Raw genomic sequence first — 14,279 nt, forward strand, 5'->3', positions numbered from 1 at the left:
TTCCTGGGATGGAGGGGATGGACATGAAGCTGGTGACCGCGGTCATCAAGCCGTACCAGCTGGACGCGGTGAAGGAGGCCCTGCACGCCCTCGGCGTGGCCGGCCTGACCGTCAGCGAGGTCCAGGGCTACGGCCGGCAGAAGGGGCACACCGAGGTCTACCGGGGCGCCGAGTACACGGTCGAGTTCCTGCCCAAGATCCGGGTCGAGGTGCTCACCGACGAGATGGACGTGGACAAGGTCGTCGACGCCATCGTGGCCGCCGCCCGGACCGGCAAGATCGGCGACGGCAAGGTCTGGGTGACCGGCGTCGAGGAGGTCGTCCGGGTCCGCACCGGCGAACGCGGCCTGGACGCGCTGTAGGAGACACGCTCGATGACCTCGTTGACCAAGGGGAACGCGTCCGGACACCCGGGCAGCGGTGACGCAAACCTCTTGATCAACGAGGTCGTCGGCGTACCCGGCGGGGTCGGGACGGAAGCGCGGGCGGCCCGGGCGGAGGCGCTCGACGCCTGGCTGGGCTCGCTCTTTCCAGATCGGGAGGGGATCGCTCTCGTCGCGGTCGGCGGGCTGGGGCGGCGCGAGTGCGCCCCGTACGGTGACCTCGACCTGGTGCTGCTGCACGCCGGGGTGCCCGGCATCGAGGAACTGGCCGGCTCGCTCTGGTACCCGGTCTGGGACGCCGGCCTGCGGCTCGACCACTCCGTCCGTACCGTCGCCGAGGCGCTCTCCGTCGCCCAGGACGACGTGAAGGTCGCCCTCGGCCTGCTCGACGCCCGCTACCTCGCCGGCGACCGGGCGCTCGCCGACCAGCTCATCCGTACCGCCACCGACCACTGGCGGCGTACCGCCGTCCGGCAGCTGCCGCGGCTGCGGGAGATCACCACCGCGCGCTGGGCGACCCACGGCGAGCTGGCCTTCCTGCTCGAAGGCGATCTGAAGGAGGCCGCCGGCGGGCTGCGTGACGTGGGCATCCTGCGCGCCATCGCCACCGCCGGCGTCACCGACGCGCTGCGCCCGGCCGTCCGCGCCGCCCACCGGCGGCTGCTCGACACCCGCGACGCGCTGCACCAGCAGGTCGGCCGCCGCGTCGACCGACTCGTCGCCCAGGAACGCGACGGCGTCGCCAAGCTGCTCGGGCTGGAAGACGGGGACGCGCTGCTGCGCCGGGTCGCCGGGGACGCCCGTACCGTCAGCCACGCCCTCGACGACGCCTGGCGGGCCGCCGACCGGCTGCGCTCCGGCCGCCGCCGGGGTGCCGACGGCCGGCCGGTGCGCCGACCGGTCGCCCGGGACGTCGTCGAACACGACGGCGAGCTGGTGCTCGCCCGTACCGCCATCGGCGCCCGACCCGACCCCAGCCTGTCGCTGCGGGTCGCCGCGGCGGCGGCCGTCACCCGGCTGCCGATCGCCCGGGCCACCTGCGAGTGGCTGTCCGCCTACTGCCCGCCGCTGCCCGCGCCGTGGCCGCCGGCCGCCCTGGCCGCGCTGATCACCCTCCTCGGGGCCGGTCCCGGCCTGGTGCCCGCCTGGGAGACCTGCGACCGGTACGGCCTGGTCGACCGCTGGCTGCCCGAGTGGACCCGGCTGCGCAGCCTGCCCCAGCACAACCCCGTGCACCGGTTCACCCTCGACCGGCACCTGGTGCAGACCGCGTACGAGGCGAGCCGGCACACCCGCGACGTGGACCGCCCCGACCTGCTGCTGCTCGGCGCGCTCCTGCACGACATCGGCAAGGGACTGGCCGCCGGGGACTCCGGCGGTCCCGAGCCCGCCGGCACCTTCGCGGACCACAGCACGATCGGCGCGCCGCTGGCCGAGGCGGTGGCCACCCGGATCGGGCTGCCCGACACCGAGGCGGCGCTGATCGGCACGCTGGTCCGGCTGCACCTGCTGCTGCCCGACGTGGCGACGCGGCGCGACCTGTCCGACCCGAAGACCGTCGCCGGGGTCGCCGAGCAGGTCGGCGACACCACCACCCTGGACCTGCTGCACGCCCTGGTCCGGGCCGACGCCGCCGCCACCGGGCCGGCCGCCTGGTCGGACTGGAAGGGGCGGCTCATCGCCGAGCTGGTCGCCCGGGTGCGTACCGCCCTCGACACCGGCGTGGTGCCGGCACCGCCCGCCCCGGACCCGGCGCTGGTCGCGGGGCCGCTGCCGGTCGTACACCTGGGGGAGGACCGGGTGTCGGTGGCCGCCGCGGACCGGCGGGGCCTGCTCGCCACGGTGGCCGGCTGCCTGGCCCTGCACCGGCTGGAGGTGATCTCCGCGGACGCCGCCACGGTAGACGGCCGGGCCCTGGTCGAGTGCCGGGTCCAGCCCCGCTACGGCCTGGCGCCCGACCCGGTCGCGCTCACCGCCGACCTGCGCCGCGCGGTCGGCGGCGACGTCTCGGTCACCCAGCGGCTGCGCGGCCGGGCGCTCGCCGCCCGTGGCCAGGGCGCCGCGCCGCGGGTGGTCTGGCACCGCGAGGCGGCCACCGACGCGGTGCTGCTGGAGCTGCGCGCCGCCGACGCGGCCGGGCTGCTCTACCGGGTCACCTGCGCCCTCGACGAGGCCGGCGCCCAGGTACGGGCGGCCCGGATCTCCACCCTCGGCGGCGACGTGGTGGACGCCTTCTACCTGGTCGGCGGCTGGCCCTCCGACGCGGACCGGGAGCGCGTCGAGGCCGCCGTGCTCGCCGCGGTGTAGGCGCCGCCCGAGGGGATACGTCCCGGGGCGTACGCGGGGTGCCGCTCGTGGGGCGACGATGCCCGGCCCGGTAGGCGGCACGCTCGGGACATGAACCTGCCAGTGCACACCGAAGGGCTCACCAAACGGTACGGCGGCCTGACCGCCGTGCGGGACCTCGACCTGACCGTCCGCTCCGGCGAGGTGTACGGCTTCCTCGGTCCGAACGGCGCCGGCAAGACCACCACCCTGCGCATGCTGCTCGGGCTGGTCCGCCCCACCGCCGGCACGGTACGGCTGCTCGGTCGGCCACCCGGCGCCGGCCGGCTCACCGGCGTCGGGGCGCTGATCGAGGGGCCCGCCTTCTACCCGTACCTGTCCGGGCGGGAGAACCTGCGCGTGCTCGCCCGCTACGCCGGGGTCGGCGCGGACCGGGTGGCGCTGGTGCTCGACCTGGTCGACCTCACCGACCGGGCCGGCGACCGGTACGCCGGTTACTCGTTGGGCATGAAACAGCGGCTCGGCGTGGCCGCCGCCCTGCTCAAGGACCCGCGCCTGCTGATCCTGGACGAGCCGACCAACGGCCTCGACCCGGCGGGCATGGCCGACATGCGCACGCTGATCCGCCGGCTCGGCGGGTCCGGGTGCACGGTGCTGGTCTCCAGCCACCTGCTCGGCGAGGTCGAGCAGGTCTGCGACCGGGTCGGGGTGATCTCCCGGGGGCGGCTGATCGCCGAGGGCAGCGTCGCCGACCTGCGCGGCGCGGCCGTGCTGCGGGTGCTCGCCGACCCGCTCGACCAGGCGGCGGCGCGGGCCCGGGAGCTGGTCGGCGCCGAACGGGTACGGGTGGTCGACGGCGGGCTGGAGCTCTCCGTCGAGCCGGGGCGGGCCGCCTGGCTCAACGCCGAGCTGGTCGGCGTTGGGGTGGCGGTGCGGGAACTGCGTACCCGGGAGCGGGATCTGGAACAGGTCTTCTTCGACCTCATCGAGAAGGGAACGGCCGATGTCGCGTAGCTTCCGCGCCGAGGCGGTCAAGCTGGTCCGCCGGCCGGCGTCGTGGCTGCTGCTGGCCATCACGCTGGTGCTCGCCCTGGTCTTCACCTACGTCTTCCCGTACGCGAGCATCGCCGGTGGGACGTCCGGCCCGAACACCGACCGGACCCTGCCGATGCTGCTGCCCGACCGGCTGGTCGGGAACTCGCTCGGCGGGCTGCCGGTCTTCCTGGGTGCGATCGTGCTGATCCTCGGCGTGCTCACGGTCGGCGGCGAGTACGCCTGGGGCACCTGGAAGACCGTGCTCACCCAGGGGCCCACCCGGCTGGAGGTGTACGCGGGCAAGCTGCTCGTCCTGGCCGCCGCCGCCCTCGCCGTGGTGCTCTCGATCTTCGCCGTCGGCGCGGTGTCGAGTGTGCTGATCGCGGTCGCCGAGTCGCAGCCGGTCCACTGGCCGTCGGTCGGCGACCTGCTCACCGGGATCGGCGCGGGGTGGCTCGTCGCGACGATGTGGGCCATGCTCGGTGCGGTGCTCGCCGTCGCGCTGCGGGCGGTGGCGCTGCCGGTCGGGCTGGGGCTGGTCTGGATGCTCGCGGTGCAGAACCTGCTCGCCGCGCTCGCCGCGCCCCTGCTCGACTGGGTGGCCCAGCTCCAGAAGGGGCTGCCCGGCCCGAACGCCGGGTCGCTGGCGGCGGCGCTCGGCGCGCCCGGCGACACGCCCGGCGTCGTGGCGACCGTCGGCGGCGGGCAGGCGGCGATGGTGGTGGCGGCCTATCTGGTCGCGTTCGCGGTGGTCGGCGCGGCGCTGCTACGCCGGCGGGACATCGGCTGAGACCGGCGGGGAGGGACGGCGTGGACCGGAACCGGGGCGGCTGGGGCGACGGCGTCTTCGACGCCCTGCTCGCCCTGGCCCTGGTCGTCTTCGGGCTGTTCGGCACCGAGCCGGCCGGCCTCAACCAGGGGGTGGGCATCGGCCGGGCGACGTACCCGCTGGTCGTGGTGGCCGCGCTCGCCCTGGCCGGCCGGCGGCGGTGGCCGCTGGCCACCCTGGCCGTGGTCACCGCGGCGACCACGGCGTACCTGGTGCTCGGCTACCCGTACGGGCCGATCCTGATCTCGTTCTTCGTCGCGGTGTACACGGTCGCCGCGTACCGGCCGCTGCGGACCGCGGCGCTCGCCGGCGGAGCCGCGCTGGTGGGGCTGGTGGCGCACGTCTTCGCCGGGGTGCGTCCGACCGGCCTGACCGGCCTGATGCCGGTCGCCGCCTGGGTGGTCGTCCCGTTCGCGGTCGGCACCACGGTCCGGCTGACCCGGGAGAGCGCCGCCCGGGGGCGGGTCGACGAGGCCCGTCGGCTGGCCGACGCCGAGCGGCTGCGGGTCGCCCGGGAGGTGCACGACGTGGTCGGGCACGGTCTCGCCGCCATCCACATGCAGGCGGAGATCGCCCTGCACCTGCTCGGCAAGCGGCCGGAGCAGGCCGAGGCGGCGCTGACCGCGATCAGCCGGACCAGCAAGGAGGCGCTGGACGAGCTGCGGGTGACGCTCACCGTGGTCCGGCGGGACGAGGCGGCCGACGAACGGTCGCCGGCCCCCGGGCTGGACCAGCTGCCGCAGCTGCGCGAGCGGCTGGCCGGCGCCGGGGTACCGGTCAGCGTCGAGGTCGGCGGGGAGCCCCGCCCGCTTCCGGTCGCCGTGGACCTGGCGGCGTACCGGGTCGTGCAGGAGTCGCTGACCAACGTGCTGCGCCACGCCGGTCCGGCCACCGCCACCGTCCGGCTGCGGTACGCGCCCGACGAGGTCACCATCGAGGTCGTCGACACCGGGCGCGGCCCGGTAGCCGGGCCGGACCGGGTCGGCGGGTACGGCCTGGCCGGCATGCGGGAGCGGGTGACCGTGCTGGGCGGGTCGTTCGCCGCCGGCCCCGGACCCGCCGGCGGCTTTCGGGTGTACGTCACACTGCCGGCGGAGGAGGTCGCATGATCCGGGTGTTGCTCGCCGACGACCAGGACCTGGTCCGGATCGGGCTGCGTGCCCTGGTGGAGAGCGAGGACGACCTGACGGTGGTGGGCGAGGCGGCCGACGGGCTCGGCGCGGTCGAGCTGGCCCGGCGGGAACGCCCCGACGTGGTGTTGATGGACGTCCGGATGCCGGGCGTGGACGGCATCGAGGCGACCCGGCGGATCGTGGCCGACCCCGGGCTGGCCGGTACCCGGGTGGTCGTGCTGACCACCTTCGAGCTGGACGAGTACGTCTTCGACGCGCTCCGGCACGGGGCCAGCGGCTTTCTCACCAAGGACACCCGCCCGGCCGAGCTGCTGCGGGCGATCCGGCTGGTCGCCGAGGGGGAGGCGCTGCTGTCGCCGTCGGTGACCCGGCGGGTGGTCCGGGAGTTCGCCACCCGGCCCGCCCGGGTGCCCCGACCGCACCCTCGGCTCGGCACCCTCACCGACCGGGAGCGGGAGGTGGTGGGGCTGGTCGGCGAGGGACTGAGCAACGCCGAGATCGCCGAGCGACTGGTGGTCAGCCCGGCCACCGCGCGTACCCACGTCAGCCGGGCCATGGTCAAGCTGGCCGCCCGGGACCGGGCCCAGTTGGTGGTCTTCGCGTACCAGTCGGGATTGGTGGCCTCCTGATCTTCCGATCGGGTCCGGCCGGCGGGAAGCAGTGGGTGGGCGGGACCGTTACCCTTGCGGGTAGCCGGCCTTGTGCGTGCCGGCCGACTTGTGCCCGCCGAAAAACGACAAACGGGATGTTCGCGTGTTTGACACCTTGAGTGACCGCCTCTCCGGGATCTTCACCAAGCTCCGCGGCAAGGGCCGGCTCACCGACGCCGACATCGACGCCACCGCGCGCGAGATCCGGATGGCGTTGCTGGAGGCCGACGTCGCCCTGCCGGTGGTCAAGGGCTTCATCGCGAACGTCAAGGAGCGGGCCCGCAGCGCCGAGGTCTCCCAGGCGCTGAATCCGGCGCAGCAGATCGTCAAGATCGTCAACGAGGAACTGGTCGCGGTCCTCGGTGGCGAGGGGCGGCGGCTCCAGTTCGCCAAGCACCCGCCGACCGTGATCATGCTGGCCGGTCTCCAGGGCTCCGGCAAGACCACCCTCGCCGGCAAGCTGGCCCGCTGGCTCAAGACCCAGGGCCACCAGCCGCTGCTGGTCGCCGCCGACCTCCAGCGCCCCAACGCGGTCGGGCAGCTCCAGGTGCTCGGTGGCCGGGCCGGCGTCGAGGTGTACGCCCCGGAGCCCGGCAACGGCGTCGGCGACCCGGTCCAGGTGGCGCGCGCCTCGATCGAGCACGCCAAGCGGGCCGCCCGGGACATCGTGATCGTCGACACCGCCGGCCGGCTCGGTATCGACGCCGAGATGATGCAGCAGGCCGCCGACATCCGCGACGCGGTCCAGCCCGACGAGGTCATCTTCGTCATCGACGCGATGGTCGGTCAGGACGCGGTGCGTACCGCCGAGGCGTTCCGCGACGGCGTGGGCATCACCGGCGTGGTCCTCTCCAAGCTCGACGGCGACGCCCGCGGCGGTGCCGCGCTGTCGGTCCGGGAGGTCACCGGGCAGCCGATCCTCTTCGCCTCCACCGGCGAGAAGCTGGAGGACTTCGACGTCTTCCACCCCGACCGGATGGCCAGCCGGATCCTCGGCATGGGCGACGTCCTCACGCTGATCGAGCAGGCCGAGGCGGCCTTCGACGCCGATCAGAAGGAGAAGATGACCGCCAAGCTGGTGGGCGGCGAGACCTTCACCCTGGAGGACTTCCTCGACCAGCTCATCGCGGTGCGCCGGATGGGCCCGATCGCCAACGTGCTGGCCATGATGCCCGGCATGGGGCAGATGAAGGACCAGCTCGCCGAGCTGGACGACAAGCACTTCGACCGGGTCACCGCGATCATCCGGTCGATGACCCCGGCCGAGCGCACCAATCCGAAGATCATCAACGGCTCCCGGCGGGCCCGGATCGCCAACGGCTCCGGCGTCACCGTGATGGACGTCAACCAGCTGCTCAACCGCTTCGCCGACGCGCAGAAGATGATGAAGCAGATGGGCGGCATGATGGGCCTGCCCGGCGCCGGCCGGCGCAAGGCGACCAAGTCGCCGAAGAACAAGCGTAAGGGCACCAAGGGCGGCGGCCGGCCGCGTACCGGGGCGGGGCTGCCGGGGGGCTTCCCGGGCGGTATGCCGCAGCTCCCGCCGGGCCTGGACCCGGGCGACCTGGCCGGCGCCCAGGGCCTGCCGCCGGGCTTCAAGCTCCCGAAGATCGACTTCAACAAGCTCGGCAAGGGCGGCGACAAGAAGCCCCGCTAGCGTGCGGGTGACGGCGGGCGACATGATCGGCATCCAGGATCATGTCGCCCCCTCCGTCGAACTGCCCGCCCTCGCCGCCCGGCGCATCGACCTGCTCGTCTCCGACGAGGAGTGATGGGGTAGGACTGTGCGCATGGCTCTGCATGTGCGCGGTGTGCTCCTGCCGGACGACGAGGTCCGGGATCTTTGGCTGGTCGGCGACCGGGTCACCTTCGAACCGGTGCCCGGCGCGGAGACCGTCGCCGACGGCGGCTTCGTCCTCCCCGGCCTGACCGACGCCCACTGCCACATCGGCATCGCCCGGGGCGGCGCCCCGATCACCTCCTTCGAGCAGGCCCGCGAACTGGCCCGGGTCGACCGGGACGCCGGGGTGCTCGCCATCCGGGACGCCGGCTCGCCGTACCCGTACCCGGAACTCGACGACGACCCGGAGCTGCCGCGACTGGCCCGCGCCGGCCGGCACGTCGCGCCGCCGAAGCGGTACCTGCGCGACATCGGGGTGGAGGTCGGCGCGGCCGAGGTGGCCGCGACGGTGACCGAGCAGGCCGCCGCCGGCAACGGCTGGGTCAAGCTGGTCGGCGACTGGATCGACCGCGGCGTGGGCGACCTCGCGCCGGCCTGGGACGCGGACACCATGACCGCCGCCGTTGCCGCCGCACACGCCGCCGGGGTACGCGCCGCCGTGCACACCTTCAGCGAGTCGGCTGTGGAGATCATGGTGCGGGCCGGGGTGGACTCGGTGGAGCACGGCACCGGCCTCAGCCTCGACCTGATCGACCTGATGGCCCGGCAGGGCACCGCGCTGGTCCCCACGATGATCAACATTCAGACCTTCGGCCACATCGCCGACCAGGCCCGCCCGAAGTTCCCCGGGTACGCCGACCACATGCTCGCCCTGCGGGACCGCTTCCCCGACCTGGTCCGGGCCGCGTACGAGGCGGGGGTGCCGGTCTACGTCGGCACCGACGCCGGCGGGGGCATCGACCACGGGCTGGCCGCCGAGGAGATGCTGCTGCTGCACGAGCGCGCCGGCATGTCCGCCGAGGACGTCCTCGCCGCCGCCTCCTGGCGGGCCCGGGAGTGGCTCGGCTTCCCCGGCCTGGTCGAGGGCGGCCTCGCCGACCTGGTCGTCTACCCCGAGGACCCGCGCCGCGACCTCCGGGTGGTCCGCACCCCGTCCCGCATCGTCCTGCGCGGTCGCGTCATCCGTTGAGCCGGCGCGACACGGCGAGGCCGGCTCCCGGGCGTACCGACAGCGCGGGTGGCGCATAGGATGTGCCCTCATGGCACGCGTGCTCACTCCCCGCGCGGAGGACTTTCCCCGCTGGTACCAGGACCTGATCGCCAAGGCGAAGCTGGCCGACAACGGCCCGGTGCGGGGCACCATGGTCATCCGACCGGCCGGCTACGCCATCTGGGAGCGGATGCAGGCCGAGATGGACGGCCGGATCAAGGCGGCCGGCGCGGAGAACGCGTACTTCCCGCTCTTCATCCCGGAGAGCTACCTCAAGCGCGAGGCCGAGCATGTCGAGGGCTTCTCGCCGGAGCTGGCGGTGGTCACCCACGGCGGCGGCAAGCAGCTCGCCGAGCCGGTGGTGGTCCGCCCCACCAGCGAGACGGTGATCGGCGAGTTCATGGCCAAGTGGATCGACTCGTACCGGGACCTGCCGCTGCTGCTCAACCAGTGGGCGAACGTGGTCCGGTGGGAGCTGCGGCCCCGGATCTTCCTGCGTACCAGCGAGTTCCTCTGGCAGGAGGGGCACACCGCGCACGCCACCCGGGAGGACGCTCGGGCCTACGCCCGCAAGATCCTGCACGAGGCGTACGAGGACCTGATGGTCAACGTGCTCGGCATCCCGGTGGTGGTCGGCCTGAAGACCGCCCGTGAGCGGTTCGCCGGGGCCACCGCCACCTACACCTGCGAAGGCATGATGGGTGACGGCAAGGCGCTCCAGCTGGGCACCAGCCACGAACTCGGCCAGAACTTCGCCAAGGCGTTCGACATCAGCTACTCCTCGGCCGAAGGCGGCCGGGAGCACGCCTGGACCACCTCCTGGGGCACCTCGACCCGGATGCTCGGCGGCCTGATCATGTGCCACGGCGACGACAACGGCCTGCGGGTGCCGCCGCGGCTGGCGCCGGTCCAGGCGTACGTGATGATCGTCAAGGACGGCGAGGGCGTGAGCGAGGCGGCGGCCAAGCTCCGCGACGCGCTGCGCGACGCCGGGGTCCGGGTCGCGCTGGACGACCGGACCGACACCGCGTTCGGCCGCCGGGCCGTCGACGCCGAGCTGCGCGGCTACCCGGTCCGCGTCGAGGTCGGCCCCCGCGACCTGGCCGCCGGCAACGCGGTGGTGGTCCGGCGTACGGACGGCTCGAAGGCCGCCACGCCGGTGGCCGACGTGGTCGGCGCGGTCCTGGCCGCGCTAGAGGCCGACCAGCAGGCGCTGCACGACCAGGCCCTCGCCTTCCGGCAGTCCCGCACCACCGAGGTCGCCACCCTGGCCGAGGCGATCGAGGTGGCGGCCACCGGCTGGGCCCGGGTGCCGTGGTCGGCGGTCGGCGTCGAGGGCGAGGCCGAGGCGAACGCCCAGGGCGTCACCGTCCGGTGCCTGCTGCGCGCCGACGGCTCGGTGCCGGACTCCGAAACCGAGCCGGACCTGGTCGCCGTCCTGGCCCGCGCCTACTGAGGTGTAAGAAGGGGCCCCTGTCTCGACTCCTGAGGTGGAGGAAGGGGCCCGGCAGACCCCTGGGGTGGTGACGTGCGCTTCGAGCCAGGTCGGCTGATCATGCACCGGAACGTCCGCAACGGCCGGATCGGCTGGGTCCGGCCGGCCCGGGTGGTCCTCGACGACGACCGGGGGCTGCTGCTCTGGATCGCCCGGGACACGCCGGTGGCCAACGAGGTGACCGAGGCGGGGCTGGGCATGCGGGCCATGCCGTTCGTGGAGTGGATCACCTTCCGCTACCGGCTCGCCGAGGGCCGTTGGAACGGGCCGCCGCTGCTCAAGTTCCTGCCCACCGGCGCGGCCCACTCGGTCTGGTGGTTCCAGGACGCCGAGGGCGGGTTCCGCAACTGGTACGTCAATCTGGAGGAGCCGGGCGTCCGCTGGGACGACGGCCCGGTGGCCGGGGTCGACGTGGTGGACCAGGACCTCGACGTGGTGGTCCACCCCGACCTGAGCTGGGCGTGGAAGGACGAGGAGGAGTTCGTCGAACGACTCGCCGTCCCGGAGCACTACTGGGTGGCCGACGAGAAGGCGGTACGCGCCGAGGGGGAGCGGGTGATCCGGCTCGCCGAGGCGGGGGAGTTCCCGTTCGACGGCACCTGGTGCGACTTCGTGCCGCCCGCCGAATGGGACGTACCGGATAAGCTTCCGCCGGGCTGGGATCGGCCGCCGGTCCGCTGAGGCGTGTCGTACCTCACCCGGAGGTTGACTCCGGGGTTACCGTCCGGGTCCGGTGTGAGAGATCGGGGTCGGATCTGGCAGAATGGGTCGCTGGTATCCGGCGCGCGTCCGGCGCCCTCTAACCCGGGCGCGTCGCCAGTTGACCGAGCAGTCTCCGGCCCAACCCCACTGTGCCGGTCGGCGCTCACCCGCCACACCGCCCGTACGGGCCGGTGAAATCGCAACAGGAGCGAAACAACTGTGGCCGTAAAGATCCGGCTCCTGCGGATGGGCAAGATCCGCAACCCGCAGTACCGCATCGTCGTCGCCGACTCGCGCACCAAGCGCGACGGCCGGGCGATCGAGTTCGTCGGTGTGTACCAGCCGAAGGAGGACCCTTCGGTGATCGAGGTCAAGTCGGAGCGGGTCCAGTACTGGCTCTCCGTCGGCGCGCAGCCGAGCGAGGCGGTGCAGCGCCTGCTGGAGCTGACCGGTGACTGGCAGAAGTTCAAGGGTCTGCCGGCCCCCGCTCCGCTGAAGGTCGCCCCGGAGCGGGCCGACCGCAAGGCGGCGTACGAGGCCGAGGCGAAGGCCGCCGCCGGCATCGCGGAGACCCCGGCCAAGCCGGCCAAGAAGGCCGCCAAGCCGGAGGCCGAGGCGCCGAAGGCCGAGGAGCAGACCGGTGCAGAGTCCGGCGAGCAGGCCTGACATGGCGCTGCGTCCCGCCCTGGAGCACCTGGTCAAGGGAATCGTCGATCACCCGGACGACGTCCGGGTGCGGATGGTCGACTCCCGCCGGGGTAAGCGGCTTGAGGTCCGCGTACACCCGGAGGACCTCGGCACGGTGATCGGGCGGTCCGGCCGGACCGCCAAGGCGCTGCGCCAGGTGATCGGCTCCATCGGCGGGCGCGGAGTACGCGTCGACATCGTCGACTCGTACTGATGCTTCTCGTCGTCGGCAGGATCGGTAAGCCGCACGGGATCCGCGGTGAGGTCACCGTGGAGGTGCGGACCGACGAGCCCGAAGCGCGGTTCGCTCCGGGCATGGTGCTCCGCACCGTGCCCGGAGCGACGCGTCAGGCCGAGCAGGTCGAGCCCGAGGCATACCAGGTTCCGGCGGAACTGACGGTCGAGGCGGCGCGCTGGCACCAGGGCCGGATGCTCGTCGCCTTCGAGGGTGTGCTGGACCGCGACGTCGCCGAGGCGCTGCGCGGCACCCTGATCGGGGTGGACAGCGCCGACGTCGCGCTGCCGGAGGACCCGGAGGAGTTCCACGACCACCAGTTGGTCGGCCTCTCCGTGGTCACCCCGGCTGGCGAGCGGCTGGGCGAGGTGGCCCGGATCGACCACGCCCCCGCCTCCGACCTGCTGGTGCTGCGGCGCCCCGAGGGGCGTACCGCGCTGATTCCGTTCGTCAAGGCGATCGTGCCCGAGGTGGACCTCGCCGGCGGTCGCGTCGTCGTCGACCCGCCCGCTGGCCTGCTCGACCTGTAGTTGGAGTCAGCCCCTCATGCGCGTCGACATCGTGTCGATCTTTCCTGAGTACTTCGCCCCGCTGGAACTGTCGCTGATCGGCAAGGCCCGGGCGACCGGCACGCTGCGGCTGGCCGTACACGACCTGCGGACCTGGACCCACGACGTGCACCGCACGGTCGACGACACGCCGTACGGCGGTGGGCCCGGCATGGTGATGCGGCCGGAGCCGTGGGGCGAGGCGCTGGACGCCCTCGCGCCGGCGGAGGCACCCCCGCCCCGGCTGCTGGTGCCCTCCCCGGTCGGCGTCCGGTTCACCCAGGCACTGGCGCACGAGCTGGCCGCCGAGCCGCACCTGCTCTTCGCCTGCGGCCGGTACGAGGGCATCGACCAACGGGTGCTCGACCACGCGGCGACCCGGATGCGGGTGACCGAGGTCTCCCTCGGCGACTACGTGCTCTTCGGCGGCGAGGTGGCCGTGCTGGTGATCCTGGAGGCGGTCACCCGGCTGCTGCCCGGGGTGCTCGGCAACGCCGGCTCGCTGGACGAGGAGTCGCATGCCCACGGGCTGCTGGAGGCGCCGATGTACACCAAGCCGGCGACCTGGCGTGGGCACGAGGTGCCGGAGGTGCTCCGCTCCGGCGACCACGGGCGGATCGCCCGCTGGCGGCGCGACGAGTCGCTGCTGCGTACGGCCGCCCGCCGCCCGGACATGATCGCCGCGCTGCCCCCGGAAAGCCTGGACAAGCGGGACCGGGCGACCCTGGACCGGGGTGGATTTCAGCCGCCGCCGGGGGATGTGGCAAAGTAGAGGGGTTGCCGCATCCGTCCACGCCGTGGGCGGCTGCGAGGACCCTCGACCGGGGCCGGCGTCGCCGGTCGCCACCCGGGGGTCAGAATCACCCATTCGCGCATCGACTGACGGTGCGCCGTGAGCCTTACGAGGACGCAGCGATGAACATCCTGGACGCCCTTGACGCCCAGTCGAAGCGCGTTGACATCCCCGACTTCCGTGCTGGTGACACCGTCAAGGTGCACGCCCGGGTCGTCGAGGGCAACCGGTCCCGGGTCCAGATCTTCCAGGGCGTCGTCATCCGTCGCCAGGGTGACGGTCTGCGCGAGACCTTCTCGGTCCGCAAGGTCAGCTTCGGCGTGGGTGTGGAGCGGACCTACCCGCTGAACAGCCCGGCGATCGACCGGATCGAGATCGTCACCCGCGGTGACGTGCGCCGCGCCAAGCTCTACTACCTGCGCGAGCTGCGCGGCAAGAAGGCCAAGATCAAGGAGCTTCGCGAGAAGCAGCCGGCGAGCTGAATCTCCGCTCGCCACGCCGCCTGAACTGCGCGGATGTCGTATCGATCGGAGCGCATTACCCTGGTCGTACGGGCGCAGTGGGACGGCGCGCCGCGCTCGTTCGCGGTGGCACGACGATCCACTACCGCCC

The 14,279-nt window shown here is 73.5% G+C and carries 15 protein-coding genes; all 15 read left to right on the forward strand.

Annotated features, from left to right (window positions below):
• Positions 1–23 precede the first annotated feature (23 nt).
• The gene (locus GA0070621_RS00875; protein WP_067307311.1) at positions 24–362 is read left to right on the forward strand and encodes a P-II family nitrogen regulator; all 339 of its coding nucleotides are present in this window, start codon (positions 24–26) and stop codon (positions 360–362) included.
• 12 nt (positions 363–374) lie between these two features.
• Positions 375–2,690, forward strand: coding sequence for a [protein-PII] uridylyltransferase (locus GA0070621_RS00880; protein ID WP_091190502.1), 2,316 nt, complete (start codon positions 375–377; stop codon positions 2,688–2,690).
• A gap of 90 nt (positions 2,691–2,780) precedes the next feature.
• Positions 2,781–3,683: an ABC transporter ATP-binding protein gene (locus tag GA0070621_RS00885; RefSeq protein WP_091190505.1), complete on the forward strand. Its 903-nt coding sequence runs from the start codon at positions 2,781–2,783 to the stop codon at positions 3,681–3,683.
• Entirely contained in the window at positions 3,673–4,494 is an 822-nt protein-coding gene (locus GA0070621_RS00890) for an ABC transporter permease subunit (RefSeq protein WP_091190507.1), read from the forward strand. Before GA0070621_RS00885 ends, GA0070621_RS00890 begins: the two co-directional genes overlap by 11 nt.
• A 20-nt stretch (positions 4,495–4,514) precedes the next feature.
• Complete coding sequence (locus GA0070621_RS00895; RefSeq protein ID WP_091190510.1) at positions 4,515–5,642, forward strand: sensor histidine kinase; 1,128 nt, start codon at positions 4,515–4,517, stop codon at positions 5,640–5,642.
• A complete protein-coding gene (locus GA0070621_RS00900) occupies positions 5,639–6,295 on the forward strand; it encodes a response regulator transcription factor (protein WP_091190512.1) in 657 nt (218 codons plus the stop codon). Before GA0070621_RS00895 ends, GA0070621_RS00900 begins: the two co-directional genes overlap by 4 nt.
• 124 nt (positions 6,296–6,419) lie before the next feature.
• Positions 6,420–7,973, forward strand: a complete 1,554-nt coding sequence (gene ffh, locus GA0070621_RS00905) for a signal recognition particle protein (protein WP_091190515.1) — start codon at positions 6,420–6,422, stop codon at positions 7,971–7,973.
• Positions 7,974–8,106: 133 nt separating this feature from the next.
• Complete coding sequence (locus tag GA0070621_RS00910; protein ID WP_091190517.1) at positions 8,107–9,186, forward strand: amidohydrolase family protein; 1,080 nt, start codon at positions 8,107–8,109, stop codon at positions 9,184–9,186.
• A 70-nt stretch (positions 9,187–9,256) separates the two neighbouring features.
• Complete coding sequence (proS, locus tag GA0070621_RS00915) at positions 9,257–10,663, forward strand: proline--tRNA ligase (protein WP_091190520.1); 1,407 nt, start codon at positions 9,257–9,259, stop codon at positions 10,661–10,663.
• A gap of 72 nt (positions 10,664–10,735) precedes the next feature.
• Positions 10,736–11,383, forward strand: a complete 648-nt coding sequence (locus GA0070621_RS00920; protein ID WP_091190526.1) for a DUF402 domain-containing protein — start codon at positions 10,736–10,738, stop codon at positions 11,381–11,383.
• Between the two features lie 240 nt (positions 11,384–11,623).
• Positions 11,624–12,070, forward strand: a complete 447-nt coding sequence (gene rpsP, locus GA0070621_RS00925; RefSeq protein ID WP_091190529.1) for a 30S ribosomal protein S16 — start codon at positions 11,624–11,626, stop codon at positions 12,068–12,070.
• The gene (locus tag GA0070621_RS00930; protein WP_172967834.1) at positions 12,045–12,305 is read left to right on the forward strand and encodes an RNA-binding protein; all 261 of its coding nucleotides are present in this window, start codon (positions 12,045–12,047) and stop codon (positions 12,303–12,305) included. Before rpsP ends, GA0070621_RS00930 begins: the two co-directional genes overlap by 26 nt.
• Complete coding sequence (rimM, locus tag GA0070621_RS00935) at positions 12,305–12,856, forward strand: ribosome maturation factor RimM (protein WP_091190533.1); 552 nt, start codon at positions 12,305–12,307, stop codon at positions 12,854–12,856. The genes GA0070621_RS00930 and rimM overlap by 1 nt, the downstream gene beginning before the upstream one ends.
• Before the next feature lie 16 nt (positions 12,857–12,872).
• Positions 12,873–13,646: a tRNA (guanosine(37)-N1)-methyltransferase TrmD gene (gene trmD / locus GA0070621_RS00940; RefSeq protein ID WP_091190535.1), complete on the forward strand. Its 774-nt coding sequence runs from the start codon at positions 12,873–12,875 to the stop codon at positions 13,644–13,646.
• Between the two features lie 143 nt (positions 13,647–13,789).
• A complete protein-coding gene (gene rplS / locus GA0070621_RS00945; RefSeq protein ID WP_091190539.1) occupies positions 13,790–14,149 on the forward strand; it encodes a 50S ribosomal protein L19 in 360 nt (119 codons plus the stop codon).
• The last annotated feature ends 130 nt before the right edge of the window (positions 14,150–14,279 follow it).

This window comes from Micromonospora narathiwatensis (assembly GCF_900089605.1).
Taxonomy (GTDB): domain Bacteria; phylum Actinomycetota; class Actinomycetes; order Mycobacteriales; family Micromonosporaceae; genus Micromonospora; species Micromonospora narathiwatensis.

Bases quoted from the DNA above. Each gene is read 5' to 3' on its own strand.
- trmD (WP_091190535.1), top strand. From the start codon at position 12,873: ATGCGCGTCGACATCGTGTCGATCTTTCCTGAGTACTTCGCCCCGCTG.
- proS (WP_091190520.1), top strand. From the start codon at position 9,257: ATGGCACGCGTGCTCACTCCCCGCGCGGAGGACTTTCCCCGCTGGTAC.
- GA0070621_RS00880 (WP_091190502.1), top strand. From the start codon at position 375: ATGACCTCGTTGACCAAGGGGAACGCGTCCGGACACCCGGGCAGCGGT.
- GA0070621_RS00885 (WP_091190505.1), top strand. From the start codon at position 2,781: ATGAACCTGCCAGTGCACACCGAAGGGCTCACCAAACGGTACGGCGGC.
- rimM (WP_091190533.1), top strand. From the start codon at position 12,305: ATGCTTCTCGTCGTCGGCAGGATCGGTAAGCCGCACGGGATCCGCGGT.
- GA0070621_RS00910 (WP_091190517.1), top strand. From the start codon at position 8,107: ATGGCTCTGCATGTGCGCGGTGTGCTCCTGCCGGACGACGAGGTCCGG.
- GA0070621_RS00890 (WP_091190507.1), top strand. From the start codon at position 3,673: ATGTCGCGTAGCTTCCGCGCCGAGGCGGTCAAGCTGGTCCGCCGGCCG.
- GA0070621_RS00900 (WP_091190512.1), top strand. From the start codon at position 5,639: ATGATCCGGGTGTTGCTCGCCGACGACCAGGACCTGGTCCGGATCGGG.
- rplS (WP_091190539.1), top strand. From the start codon at position 13,790: ATGAACATCCTGGACGCCCTTGACGCCCAGTCGAAGCGCGTTGACATC.
- GA0070621_RS00875 (WP_067307311.1), top strand. From the start codon at position 24: ATGAAGCTGGTGACCGCGGTCATCAAGCCGTACCAGCTGGACGCGGTG.